At 58.1% G+C, this 23,752-nt stretch carries 22 protein-coding genes and 1 pseudogene; 4 read left to right on the plus strand and 19 right to left on the minus strand.

The genetic code is table 11. The features are described 5' to 3' along the window. Window positions 1-5: 5 nt before the first annotated feature. Window positions 6-1,310: pseudogene (locus tag EOA78_RS00460) on the minus strand (pitrilysin family protein); the annotation flags it as partial. Window positions 1,311-1,575: 265 nt separating this feature from the next. On the opposite strand from EOA78_RS00460, the gene EOA78_RS00465 reads away from it, so the two are divergent. Then, the gene (locus tag EOA78_RS00465) at window positions 1,576-1,848 is read left to right on the plus strand and encodes a hypothetical protein (protein ID WP_127313436.1); all 273 of its coding nucleotides are present in this window, start codon (window positions 1,576-1,578) and stop codon (window positions 1,846-1,848) included. A gap of 1,150 nt (window positions 1,849-2,998) precedes the next feature. Further along, the gene (locus EOA78_RS00470) at window positions 2,999-3,211 is read left to right on the plus strand and encodes a cold-shock protein (protein ID WP_008874821.1); all 213 of its coding nucleotides are present in this window, start codon (window positions 2,999-3,001) and stop codon (window positions 3,209-3,211) included. Window positions 3,212-3,433: 222 nt separating this feature from the next. On the opposite strand, the gene EOA78_RS00475 is transcribed toward EOA78_RS00470, so the two are convergent. The 6 genes from EOA78_RS00475 to EOA78_RS00500 all read right to left on the minus strand — a co-directional run bounded on the left by EOA78_RS00475 (window position 3,434) and on the right by EOA78_RS00500 (window position 8,905). After that, window positions 3,434-3,904: a MucR family transcriptional regulator gene (locus EOA78_RS00475; protein ID WP_091595855.1), complete on the minus strand. Its 471-nt coding sequence runs from the start codon at window positions 3,902-3,904 to the stop codon at window positions 3,434-3,436. A 466-nt stretch (window positions 3,905-4,370) separates the two neighbouring features. Beyond that, a complete protein-coding gene (locus tag EOA78_RS00480; protein WP_101918715.1) occupies window positions 4,371-4,904 on the minus strand; it encodes a tetratricopeptide repeat protein in 534 nt (177 codons plus the stop codon). A gap of 53 nt (window positions 4,905-4,957) precedes the next feature. Further along, complete coding sequence (gene sctV / locus EOA78_RS00485; RefSeq protein WP_029354834.1) at window positions 4,958-7,021, minus strand: type III secretion system export apparatus subunit SctV; 2,064 nt, start codon at window positions 7,019-7,021, stop codon at window positions 4,958-4,960. Window positions 7,022-7,253: 232 nt separating this feature from the next. Further along, entirely contained in the window at window positions 7,254-8,144 is an 891-nt protein-coding gene (locus EOA78_RS00490; protein ID WP_029354836.1) for an EscD/YscD/HrpQ family type III secretion system periplasmic domain-containing protein, read from the minus strand. Window positions 8,145-8,260: 116 nt separating this feature from the next. Then, on the minus strand, window positions 8,261-8,503 hold the full coding sequence (locus EOA78_RS36725) for a nodulation protein NopA (RefSeq protein WP_240992513.1): 243 nt from the start codon (window positions 8,501-8,503) through the stop codon (window positions 8,261-8,263). Window positions 8,504-8,575: 72 nt separating this feature from the next. Beyond that, window positions 8,576-8,905, minus strand: coding sequence for a hypothetical protein (locus tag EOA78_RS00500; protein WP_029354838.1), 330 nt, complete (start codon window positions 8,903-8,905; stop codon window positions 8,576-8,578). 1,360 nt (window positions 8,906-10,265) lie between these two features. Between EOA78_RS00500 and EOA78_RS00505 the strand changes: the two genes are divergently transcribed. Continuing rightward, the gene (locus tag EOA78_RS00505) at window positions 10,266-12,362 is read left to right on the plus strand and encodes a hypothetical protein (protein ID WP_245477076.1); all 2,097 of its coding nucleotides are present in this window, start codon (window positions 10,266-10,268) and stop codon (window positions 12,360-12,362) included. A 546-nt stretch (window positions 12,363-12,908) separates the two neighbouring features. Here EOA78_RS00505 and EOA78_RS00510 read toward each other — a convergent pair. The 12 genes from EOA78_RS00510 to EOA78_RS00565 form a co-directional block, all read right to left on the minus strand. Continuing rightward, a complete protein-coding gene (locus EOA78_RS00510) occupies window positions 12,909-13,712 on the minus strand; it encodes a hypothetical protein (RefSeq protein WP_024505378.1) in 804 nt (267 codons plus the stop codon). 360 nt (window positions 13,713-14,072) lie between these two features. Next, entirely contained in the window at window positions 14,073-15,110 is a 1,038-nt protein-coding gene (locus EOA78_RS00515; RefSeq protein WP_095521255.1) for an EscU/YscU/HrcU family type III secretion system export apparatus switch protein, read from the minus strand. After that, window positions 15,107-15,925: a type III secretion system export apparatus subunit SctT gene (gene sctT / locus EOA78_RS00520; protein ID WP_091595845.1), complete on the minus strand. Its 819-nt coding sequence runs from the start codon at window positions 15,923-15,925 to the stop codon at window positions 15,107-15,109. Before sctT ends, EOA78_RS00515 begins: the two co-directional genes overlap by 4 nt. 8 nt (window positions 15,926-15,933) lie before the next feature. Further along, complete coding sequence (locus tag EOA78_RS00525; protein ID WP_081714428.1) at window positions 15,934-16,182, minus strand: EscS/YscS/HrcS family type III secretion system export apparatus protein; 249 nt, start codon at window positions 16,180-16,182, stop codon at window positions 15,934-15,936. A gap of 29 nt (window positions 16,183-16,211) precedes the next feature. Further along, window positions 16,212-16,877, minus strand: a complete 666-nt coding sequence (gene sctR / locus EOA78_RS00530; RefSeq protein ID WP_095486053.1) for a type III secretion system export apparatus subunit SctR — start codon at window positions 16,875-16,877, stop codon at window positions 16,212-16,214. After that, on the minus strand, window positions 16,870-17,898 hold the full coding sequence (gene sctQ / locus EOA78_RS00535; protein ID WP_127313437.1) for a type III secretion system cytoplasmic ring protein SctQ: 1,029 nt from the start codon (window positions 17,896-17,898) through the stop codon (window positions 16,870-16,872). The genes sctR and sctQ overlap by 8 nt, the downstream gene beginning before the upstream one ends. A gap of 89 nt (window positions 17,899-17,987) precedes the next feature. Continuing rightward, window positions 17,988-18,500 carry a hypothetical protein gene (locus tag EOA78_RS00540; protein ID WP_091595843.1) on the minus strand — a complete coding sequence of 171 codons (513 nt, stop codon included), beginning with the start codon at window positions 18,498-18,500 and terminating at the stop codon, window positions 17,988-17,990. After that, window positions 18,476-19,834 (minus strand): type III secretion system ATPase SctN, encoded by a 1,359-nt coding sequence (sctN, locus tag EOA78_RS00545; protein WP_127313438.1) that lies wholly within the window; start codon window positions 19,832-19,834, stop codon window positions 18,476-18,478. The genes EOA78_RS00540 and sctN overlap by 25 nt, the downstream gene beginning before the upstream one ends. Then, window positions 19,831-20,454: a type III secretion system stator protein SctL gene (sctL, locus tag EOA78_RS00550; protein WP_095521256.1), complete on the minus strand. Its 624-nt coding sequence runs from the start codon at window positions 20,452-20,454 to the stop codon at window positions 19,831-19,833. The genes sctN and sctL overlap by 4 nt, the downstream gene beginning before the upstream one ends. Next, a complete protein-coding gene (locus tag EOA78_RS00555) occupies window positions 20,451-21,146 on the minus strand; it encodes a nodulation protein NolU (RefSeq protein ID WP_281034022.1) in 696 nt (231 codons plus the stop codon). The genes sctL and EOA78_RS00555 overlap by 4 nt, the downstream gene beginning before the upstream one ends. Beyond that, window positions 21,091-21,954: a type III secretion inner membrane ring lipoprotein SctJ gene (gene sctJ, locus EOA78_RS00560; RefSeq protein ID WP_127212342.1), complete on the minus strand. Its 864-nt coding sequence runs from the start codon at window positions 21,952-21,954 to the stop codon at window positions 21,091-21,093. Before sctJ ends, EOA78_RS00555 begins: the two co-directional genes overlap by 56 nt. 9 nt (window positions 21,955-21,963) lie before the next feature. Then, complete coding sequence (locus EOA78_RS00565) at window positions 21,964-22,473, minus strand: nodulation protein NolB (RefSeq protein WP_095521281.1); 510 nt, start codon at window positions 22,471-22,473, stop codon at window positions 21,964-21,966. A 186-nt stretch (window positions 22,474-22,659) separates the two neighbouring features. On the opposite strand from EOA78_RS00565, the gene EOA78_RS00570 reads away from it, so the two are divergent. After that, complete coding sequence (locus EOA78_RS00570; RefSeq protein ID WP_091595837.1) at window positions 22,660-23,358, plus strand: secretin N-terminal domain-containing protein; 699 nt, start codon at window positions 22,660-22,662, stop codon at window positions 23,356-23,358. Window positions 23,359-23,752 lie beyond the last annotated feature (394 nt).

The following is a 23,752-nucleotide window of genomic DNA, read 5'->3' on the forward strand; positions in this document are numbered from 1 at the left end:
TCATTCTCCGTCTTGGGCAAGAGATAGCCCGTGGTCGAACGGTCGAACGCGAGATAGCGGGCGGCAACTGCTTTGATTTGCGCGGCGGTAACCCTGCGGATGCGAGACGGCCGTTCCTCGACATCTTTCACGGTGCCGCCGGTGGCCAGCGTCGAGCCGTATATGCAGGCGAGGTCGTCCTGGTCGTCTTCGGCAAAGATCATATCGCGCACAAAGCGCTCCTTGGCCTTGCCCAGTTCCTCGCTGTTGACACCATCCTTGGCAATGCGAGCGACTTCGGCAGCGGCCGCCGCTTCGAGATCGGCCAGCTTGGCATCGCCGCGCGGCGCGCCATAGATGGCGAACCTGGTGTCGTCGAGCATGGTGCCCTGGAAATAGGCGCAGGCGTTGGAAGCGATACCTTGCTGGACAGCGAGCGCCTGGTAGAGCCGGCTGCGGTTACCGCCGCCGAGGATTTCGGACAGCAGGTCGAGCGCTTCGGCCTCGCCCGGCTTGGCGGTATGGTAAGACGGCACCACCCACTGCGTCGAAAAACTGGGCACGCTGACGCGGGCGTCGGAGAGCGTGACGGTGCGCCTGGTGTTCTGCTCGGGCTCAACCGGCCGGATGCGCGGCGGCAGGTCGGGCCCGCGCGCCACCTTGCCATAGGTCTTCTCGGCCAGCACCTTCACCGTCTCCGGCTCGACATCGCCGGCCACGATCAGCACGGAGTTGTTGGGCCAGTAGTATTTTTCATAGAAGGCGGTGGCGTCGACGCGGTTCAGCTGCTCGATCTCCTGCATCCAGCCGATGATCGGGATGCGATAGGGCTGGTTCTGCCACAGCGTCGCGTCGATCTCCTCATGGAGCACGTCCTGCGGGTTGGTGTCGGTGCTTGAGCGGCGCTCCTCGATGACCACGTCGCGCTCGGTCTTGACGACATCGTCGGTGAGGATGAGGTTTCGCATTCGGTCGGCCTCGAAGCTCATCATCAGCTCGAGCGCCGACGGCGCCACTGTCTGATAGAAGGCGGTGTAGTCGGAGGAGGTGAAGGCATTTTGCGAGCCGCCGATCTCGAACACTGCGCGGTCGAATTCGCCGGCCGCATGGTTGGTCGTCGCCTTGAACATCAGATGCTCGAAAAAATGGGCAATGCCGGATTTGCCCGGCGGCTCGTCGGCGCTGCCGATCTTGTACCACACCATGTGGGTGACGATCGGCGCCCGGTGGTTGGGAATGACGACCACCTCCATGCCGTTGTCGAGCACGAAATCCGTCGCCTTGCCGTCCTCCCATGCGACGGGGATCGGAGCCGTCCTCGCGCCGCCCAACTCGGTCGCAACGGACGTCCTGCGAAGCCCGTGAGTGCGGGGCTTGCTTGGTAGTTCTGATAGGGAGAGTGGGATTATGGGCTGGGTTCCTGGCAAAGTGATTTGTTCCTCATTTTGAAGGCTCTATGTCTCCCGACGCCTATTGGGAGAAAGTGGATCGGCACGCGACGCCGAGCCAGATGAGCCGTCAGCGTGTTGCCGGGCCTGACGCGGGCCTCATCTTTGGATGCGTCCGGGGAACGTTCGGCAGTATTTTGGTGAGGCCATGGGAAGTCTGCTCGTTATCCATTGGGTGTTTGCGGATACCGAGCATGCGCCGTGCCAAGTAAGAAAGCCCCGATTTGCAAGGTTTGATCCAACCTTGATACTTGCGATATCCGACATTGTCGGGCATCCGACAGAAAGCGCCTTTCGCCGGCGCGCCGGCTACGGCGCTCGCCTCCTCCGGCGTGACGACGATCCTTTGGCGGGCGCCGCGCACACCGATCTGCCCGCCTATCAGCACCGCGACATCGAAGGACAACGCGATCGTGACTGATGGGTCTTACGCAAACATGCAGCAGTGCCACCGCCATCAGGACTTCATCCGCCCCTCAAAGCCCCGAGCGCGAGGGGACGACGTGTAAGGCAACATGTCATCCTCGACAATGATGCCGCGCATAAAGAGGTAAGGTCCCTCGTCGTACCGGCGAGCCCCTTCGCTGGGTTCGCCGAGGGTCTGGTTTGCGAACGTCGACCGACAGCATCACGCATGGGCGGCCGGATCGATAGACAAGCATTGACCGTGCCACCAGCGCATTGAGGGCAGCGCAGAGTCCAATTGGCCTGTGCCAGCCGGTATGTTGGAGCTTCAAGTGTGGCCAGCCAAGCGGGCTGAGGCCATGGAACTCCTGATATCCTGGACAGTCCAGATTGCAACGCACGACGCCTTTGGTCATCGCCCGAACGTTCATTGACGCTCAGCGAAGCTTGCGTCATCCGGACGATCTGGGAAAAGCTTGGCCGGGCCGGCGCCTTCCCAGGCGCACGGGACGCGCGACGACCCATGTGGACCTTGGATTTCACTCCGCACCTACGCTGCTTTGGCCTTGTCAGCAGCCTGGGCGGCATAGCTGAGTCCCGCCCTTGCTCAATCTGCCAAACCATCTCGCTCACAATCGATCGGGTGGTTTGTGCCGTCTGAACGCGCATTGTCAACTTGCCGACAGTCTGGGGTTCCGAACCCGACAGTTGATTCAAACCGACAATGGCCCGCCTCAGAAGCAGGCAACCGCGCTTCGTAGCAGGCCGAAGCTAATCGAGGTTCGCGGGTCTCGGTTTGAGTGTGCAGTGTCGCTGCGCGCCTGATCTTTCGGTCTGATGACAAAAACGTCGTCATTTTGGCCGACGATATCGGTCGGGAGCGGGTATTGCGGTCGAGCAGCGACCCAAGCACGTCCACAAGATGTGCCGAGTTTGCAGGGTTGGGTCATTGTTTCTGTCGACGTTTGAGCGACAGCGCACGACGAAACGTCTGGCATACGCCTCGTCTGGCACGCGCCTCGCATGTGTGGCAGGTGCTGCTGGAGATCAGGCGGTCGAGTGGGCCTTGCAATTTTCCGATTTTGCTGCGCCTAAAGTCTCGTGTACAAATCAGGCTGGCGTGAATGGCCTGCCTAAGTTGCGACTTGTTACAAAGGAATGGATATATGGCGACTGGAACGGTGAAGTGGTTCAACAGCACCAAGGGTTTTGGTTTTATTCAGCCCGACAACGGCGGTCAGGATGTCTTTGTCCACATTTCCGCTGTTGAACGAGCGGGCCTGTCGACCCTTAATGAGGGCCAGAAGATAAACTACGAGGTCGAACAGGATCGCCGCACCGGCAAGTCCTCTGCAGGCAGCCTCAGCAAGGCTGGCTAACGCGTGCGGCAAGGATGCGGCATACTCCGAACGCATTGACCGGCTCGAAACCCGGCCGGAGCATGCAACCAGGTAATGCCGCGGCAGCGATTGCTGGAGCCGTCGCGAATTCCTCTGGAATGAGGCTCTTGGACGGGAAAGGCGGGGCTCGTCCCCGCCTTTTGATTCCGCGCAGATTGGGCCTACGGCTGCCGCGCGTCCCGAACGACTGTTGATACGGATTTAGGCTGCGACCTTTTTGCGGGTCCGTTTCGCCGGCGCCGGCACCGGGGCTTCCGGCTCTTTCGGTTTGCGGCCGAGTCCGATGGTCTTGGCCAAGGCGGAGCGCGTAGCGGCGTAATTCGGCGCCACCATCGGATAATCCGACGGCAGACCCCATTTGGCGCGATATTCGTCCGGGGTCAGACCATAGTGCGTCGACAGATGGCGCTTTAGCGATTTGAATTTCTTGCCGTCTTCAAGGCTAATGATGTAGTCCGGTTCGATCGACTTTTTGATCGGGACAGCAGGTTTTTTCACAGGCACAGGCTCTTCTGCCGGTATTAGTCCGGCCGTGCCTTTTAGAGCCCCGTGCACTTGGGCGATCAGGGCAGGAAGCTCCCCCGCCGGGACGGGGTTGTTGGAGACGTAGGCTGATACAACCTCGGCAGTGAGCTCGATGAGGATGTCGGTGTTGTGGGCTTCTTCTGTCATAAACTTCTCCGGGCAGCTTGAAACACAGTCGGGCGAAGTGTCGCTACATAGTGGCGGTTGACGCTGAAAGCAAATGGATCGACGGGTGCGCTGCTCCCCACCATTGAAGTCTCGGGGAAGTATCCCGTCATCGTCCATCGGCCTAGAGGCAGCGTATTGCATTATGGGAGCGGTCGCGCCTGCCCCAAGTTAGAGGCAGGCATTCGCGCGTGAATTAATCAAATCCATCCTGAGCGTATCTCGCGTGGCAACCACGAAGGCGCTCTGGCAACGAAGCGAGGCGGATGGCCTTGCGGGTGGCCGAGAGATGTCATCCGGCTCTCCTGCCGACCTCTGCCGGCCAGATCTGGAGCAACAGCTTTGCGCAGATATGGCTCTCTTCAGAGGCCATCTATGATGGGAGCCGAGCGCGTCTCGAGCCGGGGAATAGGCTGCACATGCGCTGTGCCCACCTATTGCGATCGTGCTAACCTTGGCTGTTCGGACTTGCCGTTAAGGCAAGCGACAGATTGAAGTTATGCTGCACCATCTGATTCCCTGGCTCGGTTTCGAGAGCTCGCCGATACAGGGCCTGTGCCGCGTCATGCCGCCCCTCAATGTCCAAGATCACGCCCTTCGCATTCAATGCACGTACGTTTGCTGGGGCTGCAACCAAGACGCTGTCGAGCACCTCAACCGCTTCGTGCGGGCGCTTCTGGGCCACCAAGGCTTTTGTAAGCCGTATCGCCGCATCAACATTGTCCGGGTGCTGCTTCACCTCATCCCGCAAAGCCCGCTCTTGAACATCCTGACCAACTTCGCGCAAAATGCGTTCGCGCATAGCCGGATCGATTTGATCGGCGCTGAGCAACTCTGGGGAAGATGTCTCCTGCACGGAAAGAGCGGGCTTTTGCCAGCTGGCGCAACCGCCCAAAGGCAGAATGGCGAGTACGGCAAAAAGAAGTGAGCTCCGGCGCAGAAACATAGGCGATGGAGAAACTGTATTTCTAACAAATTTCATATTATCTCTCGGTTATCAGGGAGGCGGGTCGCGTTCAGTTAGGAAAGGTGGAACTACTCTAACAATCCGCTGTTCGATCCGTGCGGGAGTTTGACGGATCCTGCCGGGCGAATTGTAAAGTCGGAGGCGAGGTCTTGATAAGACAGCACGGCGAGATCGATCCCGTTTCGCGTCAGAAAGCCGCGGACGAAACGTCGGACATCCATTGACGTCAACAGAATAGGGCGGGTTTGACCCGGTTCTGTGTTCGAAAGGACCTGACGTATCTGTGATAGCATCGCTTCGCTTTGCCGATCCTCCAGTGCGAGATAGGGGCCTGCATCCGAATCTCGAACCGCGCCACGCATCACATCCTCGCTCTCGCGTTCGACGACCAGGGCGGACACGATGCCCTCGGTGTTGGCATAGCGGTGGCAGATCTGTCGCTTCAAACCAGAACGGACATATTCCGTCAGCAGGGCAACGTTTTGCTCACGCTCGCTCCATTCGGCCAATGCCTCCAACACGAGACGGGTGTGGCGGATTGGGATACCTTCCTCCAGGAGGCGGCGCAGAACATCGGCAATCCGAGGAATCGGCGTCGTGCGCAGCACCTCTTTCACAAGATCAGAATATTCCTGCTCCATTCGGCCCAGGAAATGTCGGGTCTCTTGGATGCCCACCAATCGCGGTGCGTAGCGGGTCAACGTTGCATGGACGCGCAAGGCGAGGAGTTCGCCGGGAGCCCAATGCTCCGTGCCGGCGCCCGTAAGGGCCTGTGCAGGGGTATGTTCGACCGGGAGTCTGTCCGTTTTCGGCTCACGCCTAAGGGGGATACCGCTCGAGTCGACGTGCGCTACATCGGCTCGGAGCGTCATCTGGCTTGGATCTATCGCGTCCTGTTCGACTGGCACGCCCTCGACATCTATCCGGAATTGCGATGTAGGCAGCTGCTCGTCAACCAAGACAGGGATGCGGGGAACGATAATGCCCAGATCGGCTGTGACCAGGAGCGAAACGCGCCCAATATGTTTTTGCAATTCGGCTTGATCGATCGCCTGCATAAGATTTGGCGCTAAAAAAAATGCGATCGGGAATTCCTTCGCAGGCGCGGCTTGCTTAGGCTCCGCTGCAGTTCCATCTTTCGCATCGGCAGTGCCGGCGCCCAGCACATCAGCCTTGACAATGCTTACCGCAGCGAACACTGCGGCCAGCATCAGAAAGACGGGGAGGGGAAACCCAGGAACGAACCCCATCACGACCAGGACGCCGGCCGCCAGCCGCAAGGCTCGAGTACTGGCCGTGAGCTGACTGACCATTTCGGTACCGAGGTTGATCCTCGCCGTCCCAGTCACACGGGTGACGATGGTCGCCGCAGTAATGGAGAGCAGAAGGGCCGGAATCTGCGATATCAATGCATCGCCTATCGTCAGCAGAGTATAGTGATGCAGCACCTCGCCGAAGGACATGCCCTTGGAGAGCAGACCGATCGAAATTCCACCCAGCATGTTGATGCAGATAACCACCAGCCCGGCGATGGAATCGCCCTTCACAAATTTCATCGCGCCGTCCATCGCGCCATATAGTTGGCTTTCCTTCTCCAATTCGGCGCGCCGCCGGCGGGATTCGTTGGCATCGATGTGGCCGTTGCGTAGCTCTGCGTCGACCGCCATTTGCTTGCCCGGCAGAGCATCCAGCGTGAAACGCGCCGCCACTTCTGCCACCCGTTCGGCACCCTTCGCGAGGACCATGAATTGCACCATGGTGACGACCAGAAATATGACGAAACCCACCACGATATTGCCTGAGATGACGAAATCGCCAAAGGTATGAATAATGCTGCCGGCCTCCCCCTCGGCCAGGATCAGTCGCGTCGTTGCGACCGTCAGCGCGAGACGGAATACAGTGGAAATCAAAATAACGCCGGGCAAAGAGGAAAAATCAAGTGGAGTACTGACATACAGGGCAACCATCATCAGCAGTATGGCCAACCCCATATTGAATCCTATCAGTGCGTCGACCACCACGACCGGGATAGGCATGACCATCATCGCGACAGCCAGAAGCAGCATCAACGCAACCATTAAATCCGGGCTGGCCGGCGCACGCTTGATGAAGTCACGCAGGACGTTGGCCATCGAGACACCTTTGCAATCGGTTGAGACTTACTCTGCTGTTACGCCCTGAAACGTAGCTTTCGAACTCCGAAGGCGCCTCGGCCTTGGCCAGCGCGTGACCCTGCATGAGAGCCACAAACAGGCGCGAAATGGCTGGGCAGCAAATGTTTCCAACGCAGCCAGCTTGTCAGCACCGAGCGCGACAGGATGTTTGGCTGGCCATAGAGTGCTGCTTGATGGGGCCTGCGAGCTTTCAATATGGGAGAGCAGCAATGCGGCCATTCCTGCTCAGCAGCACACGGCTGTCCTCAATACGATCGACTACCCATCCATCAGCCAAAATGGCCCCGACAAAATACTTCTCGCTGTCGATGACAAGATACGGTTGGGCCCCATGCCACACAGCTTCGACCGCGATTGCGGATGGCGCCTTCTCCTCTTTGATGAGCACTCCGTTCACCAGTGTTAGAGTACCCTTGGTGCGACGATCGAACGATTGCTGAAGCTTCTGCCAGCTGATGACCGATTCAGACGTGACGGTGCCCTCGGCGGTCACAACACCCTTTGCGGAGCCAATCTTGACGTCGAGAAGACCCGCTCGATCGACTTCCTCCTGCAGCTCTTTGGCCGCTGCCCCCGTAAGTTCATTGTCAGCGCGGTGACTGATCGTTCTGGACGCGACTTCAGCCCGAAGTGAATTGGGGCTCGATCCACTTGCATTGCCAAGATAGGAGAACATGCCCGAAAGCGCGCCGATCCCGAGTGAGCTGATTATGACCATGGCGAGCACACCGATCGGTAGGCGCGGTATGCCGGTCGAACCAGGCGGCTCTGCATCCTGCACGGACCAAGCAATGGACATCTCGCCTACGAGCAGGACGGCAGGAAGGGGCACAACAACGGACTGGCCGGCGGCGATATTCCGGTTGCCCTCGATACTGAGTCCGGGTGCAAGCGCCTCGAGTTCGATCGACTTGCCAAGAAGAGTTACACGAAGATGATGCGGTGCCAGTCCTTGCTCGACAAAGACCAAATCGGCATCGAAGCCGCTGCCGATTAAACACGTTTGAAGATCCGTCTTGCCGGTCAGTCCGCAATAGAGCCCCGAAAGCACTTCGAAACGGAGGGAAACGGCGTCATCCACAGAGCATCTCTCAAACAGGATAGAAGCCGCACGGCAATTGCCATGCGGCTCATTTCGGGACTACGTCGCGTCAATAAGGAGACGCGCTAGGGGCAGTCTAAAAGCCGCTTCCGACATTACGAAACGCGTTCGTCGGCGGCCTTCTTGATGGTCTGGAGATTGGTCGTTAGAGTGCGCAACTGGACACTCCTTTTCGTCGCCTCCAAGCTAACATTGGTTAGTTCTTGCACTTGCGCCTGAAAAGCAGTAGCATCAGCTCCGCTTGTATTGGCGGGAGTGCTACTGTTAGTTTTATCGGTGTTGCCAGTGCTATTGGTGTTGGTATTGCCTGATTTTTTATTATTATCAACTGCAGCCATGATCATTCCTTTTTCTGTTGGAGTTGTGCCGTCGATAACGGCCTGTATGACCTCACGCCGGATTTTCCCGCGTCAGGCATCTTCTGTGTCATCCAAAGCTTCATCGGCCTCAGCCATCGCATCGCTCGCGAATTGGCACGCGAACGATCGCAGGATACTTTGGAAGGCTTCACTTTGTGCTGCAGACTGTGAGTTGTCTTGAAGTTGATCATTTGAAACGGTCCGGTTATCCGCCCGGTCGTTCCCGCCAGCCGGCTTGCCATCATTCCCACCAGCCGGCTTGCCGTCATTCCCACCAGCCGGCTTGCCATCACTAGGATGCTCGGATTTCGAATCCCCATGGCCCTTTCGGATCAAGGAAGTCCCGAAGTTGCTAACTCCACTCCCAATTGCTGCGATCATCAGGTACTCCGGCATTTGCCATTGGCGGCGACGTGTTAGAGATCAATCTCGATCAAGCTAAGAGCGGGAGCTTTCGAGAACCTGACGGCTTTCGACAAAAACCGGCCAGCGCAAAAATGTATGCTCTGCAGGATTTTGCTCTCGCATCGAACAGTCGACGACGATCTCGGCTGTTCGGCCAATCCCGCCGTCCACGCGTGCCGCGACCGAATGGCAGCCGCAGCAGCTCGTTTGCATCCTCGATGCTGTGGTGTCGAACAGGAGACACGGTCCACGTGCTGCATGACCGTATTCTTGCTGGCTCCACGGGCGCACGCAACGAGCAGGAACTCGGTCTTGTGCATCACCATTCTCTCGCCTGCACATCACGGCCCGGCGCGGTGAACTCATTGGCTTCGAGAAGGTCGGCGACCGTACGAACATGGGATGGTCTGCCGGCTTTGGGAGGCCGGTGCGGATCCTCTTCTCACCATATCGAAAGCTTGAAGCGGTCGGATTTTCTTGCCCTGTTCGTGAGAACTCCCATCGTCAGCTAATCGTCAGCCAAGCGGTCTATCTAGGCCGGCCGTGCCTGACCTTCGGGTCCAAAGGTCCCATCTCGACACTTTTTATAACTATAGATCGAAATGGTTTCCCGCGCGATACGCAACGCACACGCTTCTCTGAAGCAAATGTGTGACTTTGTCGGTGGCGAACGAGAGGAGTGACGCCTCAATAAAATCGTCAGGCACGTGTCTAGGAAGGGAGCTAGCCGAGTTGGTCTGATTTCATTCGCTGTTCCTGGAAATCGGCGGACTGAAGCGCTGATAATCTCAGGACATCGATGGCAACGTTGCGAAAGTCCTGTGAGCTCGGGCCAATCTTGGCCTGCTACTGAGAAGCACTTTGGCGGGAACATTACGCCGTCGCGGGTCTGGCTGACCGTGACGTTAACCGAAAGATGCCGCTGGTCTCGTCAGCCGCCAGCACAATAGCAGCACATTCTCGCCTACTACGGAGACGCAATATGAAGGGCATTGGCCGACCACGGAAATCGCAGGCTGAAACTGGAGCCAGCCGCGCGGGGCGGGCGAGCAGTTCCCTTTCGCAATCAAGTCTTGCTGCGGGAGAAGGTGGACAGTCATTCGATTCCGTTGTGGAGCAGATGCGCTCTGGGGACGCCGATAGGAGGCCCTCCTCCCTTCCAGTTGCGCGCGGTCCAGGCGATGCCCGCGAAAGTCTGCCAGGCGCCTCGATTGGCGAAGATCAAATCCTGAACGCACCGCCACGTGGAGCCGCTGCGCCACCACGCGGAACCGTAGCGCCACGTGGCGCAGCCGCAAGGCGGCGCGGTTCTCCCTCCATGTCTGAGGGCGAAGCCATGGCGCCGGTCGGTAGCCAACTATCAACCGCGCAGGTGGAAGGCACCAGCTCATCGTCAAATGAAGATATCAGTCCGACACAGCTCAGAATGAACAGTCTTGTTCAACAACTGACTGATTGCGAGGCTGCGGCCAGGAAAACCGACGTCCCCGAGGAGGCGGTGGAGCTGATCAGTCGGGTCGTCGATGCAGCCTCAGCAATTCTGGAGTACCGCGCTAGCCTGCCTGCGGCTGAGGCGCAGACAATTATGCCAGACGACAAGGTGCGTAGATGTTGCCAGATCGTGTGCGACGCCGCGAATGAAGTAGACAAACTTGGCCTGTCGACGATCACGAAATTGGACAAAAAGACCAAGAAAGCGGCAGGTATGGTCGATAAACTCTACTCCTACTCCCAGGCGGACCGGCAGGAGCTGTTGATTTTAAATGTGGAGAACCACCATACGGCGGCAATTAAGTGGTGGGAAAAAAAGGCATGGCGCTCCGAACGGCAGCGATCCGCCTGCGCTGCCACCGCTAGCCTATCCAGTGGAACGCCCGTGATGCGGGAAGCCGAGCGGTGCGCACTGCGGCTGCGTGCCGGCTCGGTACTGAGTGTCAGGATCTGGCTGGTCCGTGAGCGGATCGGTCTTGCGCGGGCCAAGATTGAACTGCGGGCGAGCAGGTTCGAGCCAGATTTGAAGGAACTCCTCGTCGGTCGAAATGGAGTGGTGCAGCTGATGGCAAGCGCCGTTCAAGAAGCTCTTCGCGCCCTCTCTTTGGCGAAGGGCATAATGGATGATGGCAAAGCACTCAACGCTCATGATTGCGCGGTTGTAGAAAGAATCATGGAGCGGCTTTCGGATTTTGGATTGGCGTTGCACGAGGTGCATACCAAGCTAAGCCATACCTACCCAGATGCCGGCCTCCCATTGAAACTGTTCGAACGGATCGTGGACGATGCATGGATCACTGCGCACGATGCCATGCACTTGTTGAACCTGCAGTCTCCGCCGTCAGCCATCATGGCGCCACAGGCCCAGGCGGGCGCTGCGATGCCGGCCAGGGCAGGCGCTGCGATACCGGCTGACACTGCTGGTACGGCTGCAGTGTCAGAAGGCACTACAGCGCGAAGGAAAGGGAAGTCAAAGCATAAGTCGGCAGCTCGCGCCGGGACTTCTGCCGCCGGGCAGCCATCAACACCAGTCGCTGCGAACGCCGGCACAGTGCCAGCAGCCAAGGTTCTCGCGCGCTCGGATCAAGTTGCGAGTACACAGGTGAGAGCGCAAGAGGTGGCTGCGAGTTCGTCGGGGGCAGGCTCGACAATCGGGAGCGCCGCGTTGTCAATGGAGGTATTGACGGAGCGGCTCAAACGATTGGACGAACTTTTGCAGTTCGATCTGGCCGGTCAGCAAAGCGTCGTCTCCCAAGTGCGCCAGATGAAGCCTGAGGAGGCCGGTAAGGTCGTGGACGATGTGGCCCAGTACCTGCGAGCCCAGGCCGTTGAGATGCAAACCTGTCTCGCCGGGTTGCAGGGGCGTAATGTACGCCTGCTACTCACCTCCACCCAGCTACCCAAAGTGCACGAACGCACAGACCAGCTCAAAGGGTTGCTGAACATGGTGCTGGGACAGGCCAACGCATTGAATGAAGGAAAAGCCGGCATTACGACTGATTGCATGAAGACCTACGCATTTCCGGCGCAAAAATACCTGGAACATTTGTGCAATGCCGACGAATTGATGCCGCCGGAGGCACCGGTCGCGCTGCGTGGCGAGCCAGGAAAGCTGTTTGAGATGAAGCTGCAGCCCAAGATGCTGGTCAATGGTGGGATGCCGAGCCCGATGTGGGTGCACATCCACACGAGTCGCCCCGTCATGGCCAGAAACTTGGAAGGGCTGGCTGATTCCGAATTCACCGCTTGCCACGTTAAATCCAACGAACAGCGCGGCTACAATCGAGAGCGAGAGGAAGCCGATGCTAGGTCCGGTCGCGAGAAGGTCATAATTCATCGCGGCAAACTCACCCCCGCTTTCTGTAAGTCCTTGTTGACCTCGGGGCTTGGCCGCCAACCACGCCATTCGCGTGCCGAGCTCCCGTCGGCGCAGGCTGCATGACAGGGCACGTACTTTGGGGTCTAGGGCAGAATGCGGCCGGCCACGCTGTGAGTCAGCGAGCATTTCTCCTGGCCAAACCGCGAATGCCGCTGCGCGAGTTGCGGTCCGGCGATTGGAGTCGATCGGCTACCGTCAGGGCCGATTTGCGATGTCGCGTTACCTGCTGTTGACGTGGCGGCGTATCTTGCCTCCCATCCAACTTATCGCCGAGATCGCGCCGCCAAGATCGAGGCGGAAGGTCTTCCTGCGAGCGCGGAGCAGGCATAGCCGATCCGATCGGGATCGGCGCATCGCAACGACCCAACGGTGTGGTGGAGAAAATTGGATTCGGGAGAGCTCGTATCCAAGAGGCGGAGTTCCGGCCCGAATACAATCCGCTCGCCCGCTGCACCCACGATGCGCATCCGCAGTTTATTGTCTGGGAGATGGGCTGGATTGCTCGGCGGCGCTGGCGCTAAGGCGGGGCTGATCGCCGGACAATTAGCATTCACTGCCAACAGCCTTGCAACCGTCACCAGTTGCAAGGCTCGGCGGCGGGTCGACAAATCACATGAAATCGTCGTCAGACCCGCTATCGCTGCTGTCGCTGTCCTCGGTTTTGTGGAGATAGAGTGGAGGTTTGCCTGCACGCTGCCACTCACCGGCACTGTTCTTCGTCCATTTGTCGGGATGCTGCGTAGGGTCAAGCACCAGGTCGCCATGATCCACTTCAACAAACCCCATCGTCTGCGCGCGCGCTTGTGCTTCCGGATTAGCCGCACGCCAATTCAGCAACGGTCGGTCGCCGTCTATCCGAAGTTGATGCTCCAGCAGAATATCGCCCGCATTTTCGACGAGCGGATGGGCGACTTGAAGATCCACTATGGAAGTGACCTCAGTTCGACCAGGAAATTGTTCCCGCCAACTTTCCGATTCGAACTCGTTCATGCTGAATCCGCCTTCCATTCTCAGCAGTCCGGCACTCCGGTCTCCCAATTGGTAACTGAAATATCGCGCGTGCTCCGTATCTCGACGGATGCCATATTGCTGAGCAACGTCCGCGGTGCGCCTGGCTCGTGACGATACGAACTCCGAATACTCTTGAGGATTGTCGGCGATGTGCGTGATTTCATCACCATGAAATTGCCTCACCTGTCTCCTGAAGGAAGTCCTGTTGATCTCCACCACAGGAGGTCGGGAATTGAGGGAGTATGCTTGGGGAGCCGCCGATGATGAGGCGCCGCTACCTTCCGATCCGGATAAGTGCATTCGGGCAAATGTGTCCGCGAACCCTTCGCTTCCTGCATCCGATTGCTCGCCGGCATTATGCGCGCGGTAACTATCGGATGAGCCACCAATTCGACCATACATGACGATTCGTACTCCTATGTTTCGCAACCGAGCTCAAGTTAGCACGGCTGTTCAACATAGGTCGCTTAGTTGACGACTAGCTGACGAGGGCATTCCAACGGCTGCACGAATCAAATCCGCACTGCCGGCCTCAAAACCTCGGACTGCGCCACGCACCGGCCAGCAGAGGCTGCAAGGTCATGCCCGGAGGACTTGCCGTAGTTGCTGGGTGGCAGATCCGAGGGGAGTGATTGCCCCAGGCCCGCGGTTGCGCGGTTGGCCTGACAGAGACACTGGGGCACGGATGGCCAGCCGACATTTGCCACTAGCTAGCATGGAGCCAGGTCAGTTTTGAACTGGGCAGTCGTGGACTTCCAATGACTAGGCCAAGCCTGCGGCAAAGAGTGCTTTCGCGACAGGCTGGAAATATTGCATAGGAACGGCGTTGCCGAGTTTTGTAGTGCTTATCAGCTGACGTGCTAAGACATGGTCATGGACGATCGTCAGGCGTAGTGCCCGCGCCTCACTCAACACATGTGAAACGCGCTCACCTTCGGCACGGCAAACTAAGAACGGCACCCCGGTTTCACCGCGAACGTAACGCAGACCGATCAGGACCGCCCTTCCTGTTAAGACCAGCGTGGCGCGATGCACGCCAAGCGCAGGCTCGTCGGCCGCCTCCTCGCGGATGCGACGCTGTTCACCTTTCAACTCTGGCGCTCCTTGCTGATCCTTCGACTCGCGCGTCACTTCGGTATTGGTCATGCGCATTTCGCGCAGATACAACGCGCGCTGGAGCAGGAGATCGATCAGTCCGCCGACCAGCAGTGCGCCGGCGCCAATTCCCATCAGCAATTTTGTCTCCATAAAGATGAGGCCAACACAGCCCATGCCGCAGATCGGCAGAGGGACCATTGTCTTCCACATCCCGAGAAGGACAATGGAAAAGGTTGCGCTGAGAACCAATACCTTGAACATGGTCTTGCAGACTTCGACCATGGAACGAGCAGACCCCAAGCGCTTCAGCCCTTCAAAGGGGTCAATTTTCTTAAAGCTGAGCTTCATCGGCTCCAGAGAGAAGACAAATCCACCATTGGCTAGCAGGCTGGCCAAAATCACCGCGGCGACGAGGGTTCCAAGCAGCGGGCCAACAGCCGCGACGGTGAGTTGGACGAGCACAACCAATGCCTGCGGCACCGCGGTATCGAAAGGTAGGCTCTGCAACTTGGTGGCTAATAGGAGCGCTTCCCGGCATTTGTCCTCGATCACGCTGCCTCTTAGCCAAAGGTAGCCGAGCCCAGCGCAAGTCCCGACCGCGCGGACGAAATCGGAGCTACGTGGCAGCTGTCCTTTTTTGCGCGCTTCACTTAACTTCTTCGGGCTGGCGGCGTGTGTCTTCTCTTCACTTGTGTCGCTCATGGCAGCAATTTGTCGAACCACTCCAGCGCGCCGTTGGCTTGTGTGACCTCCAGTTTCATGCTCTCCACCAGATAGGCAGCGTAGGTGACCATGAGAACTGGAAAGACAATGTTCTTGATTGCCGGAGACAGTTGGCTCGCCTTAAATTGCGGGGCAAAGCGACGCAGCAGCATCATCGATATATCAATCAGTATCAGGAAGAACACGACAGGCCCCGATACCAATAATGCCGTGCGCATTATGCGGTCGAGAAGCCCCAACAACTCCATTGCTCCTGGCCCGCTCAGTGTCGGGTGAAACTGATACACCGGCCAGATCAAGTAGCTGCGGTACAGGACACTGATCAAAGTTTCCAGGCCTCCTGATCCGACGAATATGGCAATCGCAGTGATCCCCAGAAAAACGCCCATCGCGGAAGCCTGACTGTTCGTCGCGGGATCGGCCGAAGCGGTCGGGCTGCTGATGCCGCGTTGGTTGTCGATAAGCTCCCCGGCAGCCTGAAGGCCCCAAAGCGGAATGCCAAGAAAAGTGCCAAGGAGTACACCGACAAAAACTTCCTTGAATCCGAGCAGGGTTAGCTGGATCAGGCGTGTATCAGAATCCAGCGCCGGCAATCCGCCGCTGACGTGTGCCAGGCATGGTAGTGCGAAGCCAACAGCCAAACAGCCCCGGATCAGCCCACTGATCTGCGAGCGTGTGAATACGGGAAAGATCAGCATGATGCCCATCGCGCGGGCTGCCCCAAGACCTGCCGCAACGACGAGTTCGAGAGCCGTCTGGATCAGAATTTGAATATCGGCCGATGGCGCGTCCATGGGGCGGACTAGTAGCTAAGTGTCATTGCGGGAAACTCGGTGAAGATCTGATCGGCTAGCTCTATGAGCGGGGCGCTTAGCACAGGAGCAAACAGCCCAATCACCGCGACAACGACCAGAAGCTTCACGGTGAGCGGCAAGCTTTCATCCTGGATCTGCGTCGCCGCCTGGAGGATGCCGATGACGAGGCCGACAACCACTGATGCAATGAGCGGCGGTAGAATCCAGATCATGAAAACCACCAGTGATTGGCTCATAAGAGTAATGATGCTGGATTCAGTGATGATCAGCCTCCCGGTAACGTATAACTCAGCACAAGCCCATGCATCAATTTTGACCAACCATCAATGGCGACAAACAAAAAGATCTTGAACGGGACAGATATAACAGTTGGTGAGACCATCGACATACCCATTGCCATCAAGATAGTTGTCACTATCAGATCTATAACAATAAAAGGCAGATAAAGTAGAAATCCCATCTCAAATCCGCGCTTCAATTCTGATAGCAAGAAAGATGGCACAAGTATTGCAAAGTCATCAGGCGTGGCTGCAGCGTGCATTTCCTCTGGCCAGACCTTTTCTGTCGAAGATAGGAAAAATCGCCGCTGCTCTTCATTTGTGAATTTCTTGAGATGCTCGCGCAAGGGCTCACTTCCGGCTTTAGCGGCGCTTACCCAGTCGTCGAATGTCTGATAGTGGAGCTTGGGATCCGACATGCGGTCATAGGTCTGCTCAGCAACGGGCGCACTAACGAACATAGTGAGGATCATCGCCGCGGCGTACAGCACCACATTGGGTGGTATGGTCTGGGTCCCGAGCGCATTGCGGACGAGGAAAAGAACAATTGATACCTTTACAAAGGCCGTTGTCGTGGCAACTGCTAAAACCAGCAGACCGAGTCCGGCGGTAACCGCAAGAAGCGCCAGGATTGTCGGCTGAGCTTCACTCATTGCATGCAAACCCGCCACGGAGCCTGATGCCCAGCTCTTCTCCGATGCGGACAATGTCGCCACGCCCGATACGCTGACCATTGGCCACTATGTCGATCGGGCCGTCGATCGGCCATCCAAGTTCAAAAATATGCCCTTCGCCGGCACTTCTTAATTCCCCAAGAGAAATAGGCCAGCGGCCGCATTCAAAGACAAGCACGATCTCGACATCGTCGAGATCCTTAGTAAGCTCCAGTTGCGATCCGGGTTGTGTCATATGCGCATTCTCCAAAGGACACGGTCGCGGGCGGAAAGGCCCCCGCAAGATTAATTCATCGCCGTCAAGATCCGCCCCGGCGCACAACTGGCCGACAGCTAGGGTGATCTGGCCGCGGCCGAACGGCGCAATATCGGGCAACAATGCATCACCGACACATGCGCTTCGAAGAAGCGCCGCAGGAAGGCGAAGCGTGCCGACCTCTCCTGCAACAATGAGCGGGAGCTCTGGAGGCAGCCCGCCCAGCTGCCGCGGCAACTGGGCAAGCAGTTCGCCTAGCGCGCGAAACGCAGGCGGTACTAAGCCGTCAAGAGGCGTGAACAGGAATAGACGGCCCTTGCCCTTGACCGCGCCGAAAATGATGTCGAGTTCAAGATGAGGAGCCAGCATCGTGGCTTCGCATACGCGCACGAGTTGCACGTTCAGACGCGTCGTCTCCTCCAGTCGAGTGACAAGCGGCTCAAGAGCGAGTTCGAGAATAAGCGAAGCAGTTGGCTCGGAAGGGAAGGCCAAGCCGTTCTGCACTGTCGTGATGAACTCCTCTACGAGCGGGCGCGACAGCGACAAGATGACCGTTTCGGCTCCCACTCTCCAGACGCAGTCAAGCATCGGAATGGCAGCAGGTTCCTGCTGCCAGACAAGCCCTGCCGTTCGCACCGATAGCGGCACCTCGTTGATCCGGCTTTGAAACGGCGTACGGGGCGCTGCTGTATCATTGAGCCACGAGACAACCGTGCGGGACAGTTTCAGAACTGGTTCGAACATGGCGGGTGTGACCGCAGCGGCTATCAAAGACTGCACGGTCGTGTCATTCGGACGACCTCTTGCGACTGTCGGATCCGGTTGCGCGGCATTTAGGCAAGCGACCCCCTCGCATATTTCAGCAGTATCTCGTCGTCGGCCTCGATCTCGGCTGCGGCCTCCGAATGAGTCTCGACGGCGCGCCGCACGTCGTCCTCGATTTGTTGCCATTTGTCCCTTGCCGCCGAACATATGACCCATAGCTCCCTCGTCCTGGACGCCGCCATCTCAGCCTCCTCTTGAGCGATTTGGGCATCATCAAGCATCTGCCGTCTGGAAGTGATCTCAGCGGCAAGCTGTTCAGTGTGAAGGCGGTGACGGTCGAGCGCTGCGCTAGACAAGTTGTCGAGTGACATCAGATGCTGATAGAGCGCTGCTTCTGTTCTTGAACAATGTTGCTGTATCATTGCAAGCTCCCTAGCGGCATTTTGTACGGCTGAGGCGGCCACATCGCGCTGGGCTTCCTTCTTGGACAGCTCGCCAAGGGCACGACGCTCTTGCATTTCCTTCAGAAGCCGTAACCTCGAAGACTGAACCCAGTTCACGCGGTCAGACGCGACATCCATGCGACCGTCTCCTCGAAATCTGACGCGTCATCTTCGCTCTGGCGCAGAAACTCCCTCAGTTCGTCGATTGACGCGACGGCCCGGTCAGTCAGGGGATCTCCACCTGGCTTGTATTCGCCAACATTGATCAAGAACTCGGTCTCGGCATAGCGCGATAGGAGCTCGCGGAAAATGGATGCTGCCTTGCGATGTGTCCCCGAAACGACTGCATCCATGACGCGGCTGCGACTCTGCAGCACATCAATAGCGGGGAAATGCGATCGCGCCGCAATAGCGCGTGAGAGGATGACATGGCCATCGAGAATACCACGCGATTCCTCGGCGATTGGATCACCTGTGCCATCACCCTCTACAAGCACCGTATAGAAGGCCGTGATTGAGCCCCGCTCACCCATGCCGGCGCGCTCGAGCAGGCCTGGCAGCATGCCAAAAACGGAAGGAGGAAAGCCCCGTCGCGTCGGCGGCTCACCCGCAGCAAGGCCTATTTCGCGCATAGCGCGGCAGAAGCGCGTCAGCGAATCCAGCATGAGAGCAACGCGTAGGCCCTGATCGCGAAAATATTCCGCGAGCGCAGTCGCCATTGGAGCGCATTGCGCACGCTCCACCGCCGAGCGGTCGGAGGTTTCAACCACGACGACCGTACGGAGAAGGCCCTCTTCACCAAGATTCCTTTCGATGAATTCACGAACTTCCCGTCCACGTTCGCCTATGAGCGCCACTATGACGACGTCAGCGGCGGCACCCTTTACGATCTGTGACAACAGCGTCGACTTGCCACCACCTGGCTCGCCATAAATCCCGATCCGCTGGCCCTCGCCGCACGTCAGCAGACCATCGAGGACACGGACCCCAAGCGGGAATGGCCGCTCAATCATGCGCCTCGTCATCGGATTGGGAGCTCTGTCATGCAGTGGCCGAGTTTCGACGGTCTTGATTTCGCCTTTGCCGTCCAATGGGCGGCAACGACTGTCGATCACGCGACCGAGCAAATCGCCGCCGACGGGCACCTCACGCATTCGGCCAGTGGCCACGACCTCTGCGCGGCTGGATAGGCCCACCAAGTCCCCGATCGGTGTCAGCAATACACCATCACCCGACAGGCCGATCACCTCGGCCTCGAGCGACAGCCCGGTTCGCGGGTCCTCTAGGAGGCAAAGTTCCCCAATACGAGTGTCTGGCAAGACGGCATGAACCAGTGTGCCGATAGCCCGCGTGATCCGACCCCGCACCGCACGCGTGTCAATTCGCTTGGCCGCAGCCCTCAACGACGAGATTGCTGGAACGAGAGCTCGAGTGTCGGCGTCAGCGTTATGTTCTGGGACGGGCTTTCTCATAGCTCGCCTTTTTCACAGAGCGTCCCGAAACCAAGGCGCAGCGCGCGCATCTGGGCGTCAAGTCCCAGGTCGACATTGCCGTACTCGCTCCACAGCACGCACCGTTGCGGCGACAACGTCGGGTCGGGCTCGATCCGCACCCTTGGTCGACCATCCTGGCCGTCGCATCGAGCAAACTCTCGTGCAAGCATGTCGACTTGCATGGGAGAAACATGAAGGCAAACTTCGGCGCCGCTGTATTGACACTCTATGGCGTGACGAACAGCCCTCACCAATAGCTCGCCCGGATCGAAAGCGCCGATAAGATCGCTCAATATTTCCATCACGAGCTGCGGCAATTCCTGCTCCAGAGCCGCCTTTCGTCGCGCGATTTCGGAGATTGTCTCCGCAATCAGCCCTGCCATCTCCTCGGTGCCTGCATTCGAGCCCTCCATGTGGCCGCGCGCCCACGCCCGCTGGTAAACGGCGCGTGCCCAGTTTCGAACGCGCTGCCGATGCCGTTCTGCCGCGGCAAGCGCTTGCGCGGCGCTGTGCCAGGTCTCGAGCTCGCTCGCGGGTATCAGTGGTCCGACTGGACGCATCTGCGGCGCTATTGGCCCCTCGGAAAGTTCGGCTGTCATTTCACCGGGGTCTCTGTCTCAAAATGAGCTAGTACAAGTGAAAGCAATTGGCCGGCGGCGGTCCAATGCTCAGGTGCTGGAGTCTCCGCGGCAGTCCCCTCGGGCAACCGAAGAAGCACGCGGTTACGCTCGGTCGCTGAACTGTCCTGGAGCCAAGCCCCAAGACATGCATGTCCATCGTATTCGATTTGCTGAGCGAGTTTTTCTGGGTCCGCGATCAGTCTGTTCTCAACGGCATGCAGCAGGTGTCGGATTCCGAATGCGTGTGCATCCACGCCGATGCGTTTAACAAGGATGGCAAGCTCAGGCTGAGAGACAAACGCGACCAGCGAACGGGCATGCCAGATACTACCAGCAAGAAGGGCAGCTCGATATGGATCGTGCCCGCGTAGAAGGTCCGGCCTGCAGCCGATGTGGTTCAGATCCACGTCATAGTTGCCCAGCAATTCTGCCAGCCTTGGATGCAGTCTGGAACACTTCTGCAACTTCACTAACGTTTCTGCCGATAACGCTGGATCAAGACGCGCCGCTAGACGGGTCGGATGGGCCGAAGCCGCAAGCTCGCTCGCGCCCGGAAAACGCAATTGGTGCGGACCATCAGGTCGGGCGGTCTGTATAGGCATTTGCAATGAGATGTCACCCACGTCCAATTGCAGGCATTCTTTTGCGAATGGCCTCGACAGCAGAAGCATCCCGGCGCCCCTCGACCTTGGAAACGCCGGTTGATTGCTTGCGCCGACGCGTAACAACGCTGACCAAGAGATAACAGGCCACGGCGAATACGGCTGCGGCAAAACCTGTCACGGTCGCCAGAATTGGCGCAGGAAGAGGTATTGATGCTTGTGGCAAAACAGCAGTCGGATCGGGCCGTTGCTCGTGTGCGGACCGTTCTACCGGCACCAAAACCACTTCCACCTTATCGTAGGACAAGCCTTCGATGCTGTCGGCTACGAGCATCTTTATCTTTGGCAGCAGAGCCGCGACATTTGTTTTGGCGTCGTGCCTGATAAACACCGAGGCCGAGGATGGCGTGGCGCCGGCTCGCACAAGGTCGTTATGCGGCAGCACGACGTGAACACGTACAGAAAAAACGCCATCGATATCGCTGATCGTCCGCGACAACTCTTCGCTCAGGGCATACACGTAACGGGCACGCTCTTCGGTCGGCGAGGCAATCAGGCCTGATCCTTGGAATATCTCACCGAGGTTCTTGAAGGATTGGCGCGGCAACCCCTTGGCGTTCAGAAGGTTGATTGAGAAGGCGAGCAGCTTTTCGTCAACCTGGATCGTGCTGGTCCCATCCTTGGCGACCACCCGGATCGCGGCGACCCCGTTGTCTTCAAGAAGTGCGAGCATTTCATTTGCCTCACGCTCTTGCAATTGCGTGTAGAGGTCGGTTTTGCAAGCACTGAGGGCGACGAGAACTGGCAGCATGACAAGTCTAATCGACCGCCACCCTGACAGGCCACGCATGATTTCGCCCTTGGCCAAGCCAATCATGCGCCCGGTTCAGCCTTCCTTCAAAAGTTTATTCACGGATGATGTGATGCCGCTGACGCCTTTGGAGATAAGCGCCACCTGGGTGACGCCGTTGTAAACATCCCGAAGACCAGCCATCATCGTTTCGAAGTCTTGCCCTTGTTGAGGAATGCCCGAGATTCCGGTTCCCGCCTCACCTGCGACGGGAAGCTTCTGCGCCGGTCCCGGTAGAGCGCCCTTCGAAAGGGCTATGTCATGGTCGAGCGCGGGGAAGGAAACAGTGTTGTGTGGATATAGGGAGGAAATCGTCTGCAACACGCGATCGCCCATGCCGCTCGTCGGCGCAGCCGCGCGCTGAACATCCATCGCCGCAGCAACTGGCGCCGCACTCGCTGGCCCCGCGGCGGCATCGTTTTTCAGCGAGTCGGCTGCATGCCCTAAGGCGCGCTCAAACTGGGCCTGCTCGACAATCGACGGTGATCCGACCCTGGGGAGGCCAGCCGTTAGAGTGGCAGAGATCGACGTAACAGGCATCATCATGTAAGGACTCGGTTGCTCTCTCTGACCGGGCGAGCCCCGCCCATTCATCACCCGGTGTCGGCGCAACACTCCTAGGGGGGCAAGCTGACAACAAGCTGACTAACGGCGGCGTCATTTCGACATCTAAAATCTCTTCGGCAATTTAGTCACTTGTGATGATTTCAGCGTTTGGTTTATCAGTGCGACATGCCGAGAACGCTTATCCAACCCGTCACCCTGCATGTTTTGAGACTTCTCTGTGCCGGGTTTTTTCTGTCCACCGGGATTCACCCGGCGCACGCAGTCCCGCTGTCCCTTCCGGCGACACCCTATAGATACACGGTTCTGGATCAGGAACTCGCTGCAGCGTTGCAGGAATTCGGCAACAACCTGAATATCAGGGTCAACATCAGTCCTGCGGTGAAGGGGCGAATTCGCGGACGTATGCCTGATTTGCCACCGCGCGCGTTCCTCGACCGCTTGACGAACCTTTACGGTCTCCAATGGTACTATGACGGCCTTGTGCTCTATGTGTCTGCTGCACAAGAATCGCAAACTCGAATGCTTTTGATGACGTCGATTCGCTTCGATGCGTTCAAGGGGGCTCTCGACAAGCTTGATATCTCCGACGAGCGCTATGTAGTCAAACCCGTGCCAGGCAATGGCCTCGTCTTCGTTTCCGGTCCACCGCGCTTCGTCGCACTCGTGGAGCAGACCTTTAACGGCTTGGTGGCGGAGGCGCAGGCGCAGACTCACATAGCGGCCACGCCAAAGGAATCAGTGCTGATCTTGTTTCGCGGCTCCTCCACTACGGTCGTTCGCGACGGACGACCGGATGCTTCTTATTCTTCTGACATCCCACAACAGGATAGCGTTGGCGGGAAGCCTGAGCTGGGCAAGAAATGAACATTGAGGATTTGCCGCAGCTCTGAAGAACATGACTGCGGCTACCCCTTTGTGAACTCTTCGCAAACTCGTCAGTTTCTCGAAAGCTAATCCGCTCATGATGAGTCCCGGCAGCTCTCGCGGTGACTCCGGCCATTGTGTTGGACCGAACCTTGGAGCCGGCCCGGAACACAGCAATTGAAGGCAGGGCAGGCGCATTCGTGACCTGCCGACGCTTGGAATTGTCGAATTTTGTGAAACGCAAGGGATCTTCTGTCGGGGTCTCTTGTGGGGATTTCAACGTCACGTCTGAGGATGCACAATGTCGGCCAGCAATCTTTCAACTTTCTACCGCTCAAATTCGCTACAGTCCGCAAGGGGTTGGCCGGGCCTGAAAGTTTCCCATTTTGCGACC

The sequence above is a fragment of the Mesorhizobium sp. M5C.F.Cr.IN.023.01.1.1 genome, from assembly GCF_003997585.1.
Classification (GTDB): domain Bacteria; phylum Pseudomonadota; class Alphaproteobacteria; order Rhizobiales; family Rhizobiaceae; genus Mesorhizobium; species Mesorhizobium wenxiniae.

Excerpts from the sequence above, each read along its gene's own strand:
- EOA78_RS00465 (WP_127313436.1), top strand. The coding sequence starts at position 1,576 with ATGGGAAGTCTGCTCGTTATCCATTGGGTGTTTGCGGATACCGAGCAT.
- EOA78_RS00470 (WP_008874821.1), top strand. The coding sequence starts at position 2,999 with ATGGCGACTGGAACGGTGAAGTGGTTCAACAGCACCAAGGGTTTTGGT.
- EOA78_RS00475 (WP_091595855.1), bottom strand. The coding sequence starts at position 3,904 with ATGACAGAAGAAGCCCACAACACCGACATCCTCATCGAGCTCACTGCC.
- EOA78_RS00480 (WP_101918715.1), bottom strand. The coding sequence starts at position 4,904 with ATGAAATTTGTTAGAAATACAGTTTCTCCATCGCCTATGTTTCTGCGC.
- sctV (WP_029354834.1), bottom strand. The coding sequence starts at position 7,021 with ATGGCCAACGTCCTGCGTGACTTCATCAAGCGTGCGCCGGCCAGCCCG.
- EOA78_RS36725 (WP_240992513.1), bottom strand. The coding sequence starts at position 8,503 with ATGGCTGCAGTTGATAATAATAAAAAATCAGGCAATACCAACACCAAT.
- EOA78_RS00500 (WP_029354838.1), bottom strand. The coding sequence starts at position 8,905 with ATGATCGCAGCAATTGGGAGTGGAGTTAGCAACTTCGGGACTTCCTTG.
- EOA78_RS00505 (WP_245477076.1), top strand. The coding sequence starts at position 10,266 with ATGGCGCCGGTCGGTAGCCAACTATCAACCGCGCAGGTGGAAGGCACC.
- EOA78_RS00510 (WP_024505378.1), bottom strand. The coding sequence starts at position 13,712 with ATGTATGGTCGAATTGGTGGCTCATCCGATAGTTACCGCGCGCATAAT.
- EOA78_RS00515 (WP_095521255.1), bottom strand. The coding sequence starts at position 15,110 with ATGAGCGACACAAGTGAAGAGAAGACACACGCCGCCAGCCCGAAGAAG.
- sctT (WP_091595845.1), bottom strand. The coding sequence starts at position 15,925 with ATGGACGCGCCATCGGCCGATATTCAAATTCTGATCCAGACGGCTCTC.
- EOA78_RS00525 (WP_081714428.1), bottom strand. The coding sequence starts at position 16,182 with ATGAGCCAATCACTGGTGGTTTTCATGATCTGGATTCTACCGCCGCTC.
- sctR (WP_095486053.1), bottom strand. The coding sequence starts at position 16,877 with ATGAGTGAAGCTCAGCCGACAATCCTGGCGCTTCTTGCGGTTACCGCC.
- sctQ (WP_127313437.1), bottom strand. The coding sequence starts at position 17,898 with ATGTTCGAACCAGTTCTGAAACTGTCCCGCACGGTTGTCTCGTGGCTC.
- EOA78_RS00540 (WP_091595843.1), bottom strand. The coding sequence starts at position 18,500 with ATGGATGTCGCGTCTGACCGCGTGAACTGGGTTCAGTCTTCGAGGTTA.
- sctN (WP_127313438.1), bottom strand. The coding sequence starts at position 19,834 with ATGAGAAAGCCCGTCCCAGAACATAACGCTGACGCCGACACTCGAGCT.
- sctL (WP_095521256.1), bottom strand. The coding sequence starts at position 20,454 with ATGACAGCCGAACTTTCCGAGGGGCCAATAGCGCCGCAGATGCGTCCA.
- EOA78_RS00555 (WP_281034022.1), bottom strand. The coding sequence starts at position 21,146 with ATGCTTCTGCTGTCGAGGCCATTCGCAAAAGAATGCCTGCAATTGGAC.
- sctJ (WP_127212342.1), bottom strand. The coding sequence starts at position 21,954 with ATGATTGGCTTGGCCAAGGGCGAAATCATGCGTGGCCTGTCAGGGTGG.
- EOA78_RS00565 (WP_095521281.1), bottom strand. The coding sequence starts at position 22,473 with ATGATGATGCCTGTTACGTCGATCTCTGCCACTCTAACGGCTGGCCTC.
- EOA78_RS00570 (WP_091595837.1), top strand. The coding sequence starts at position 22,660 with ATGCCGAGAACGCTTATCCAACCCGTCACCCTGCATGTTTTGAGACTT.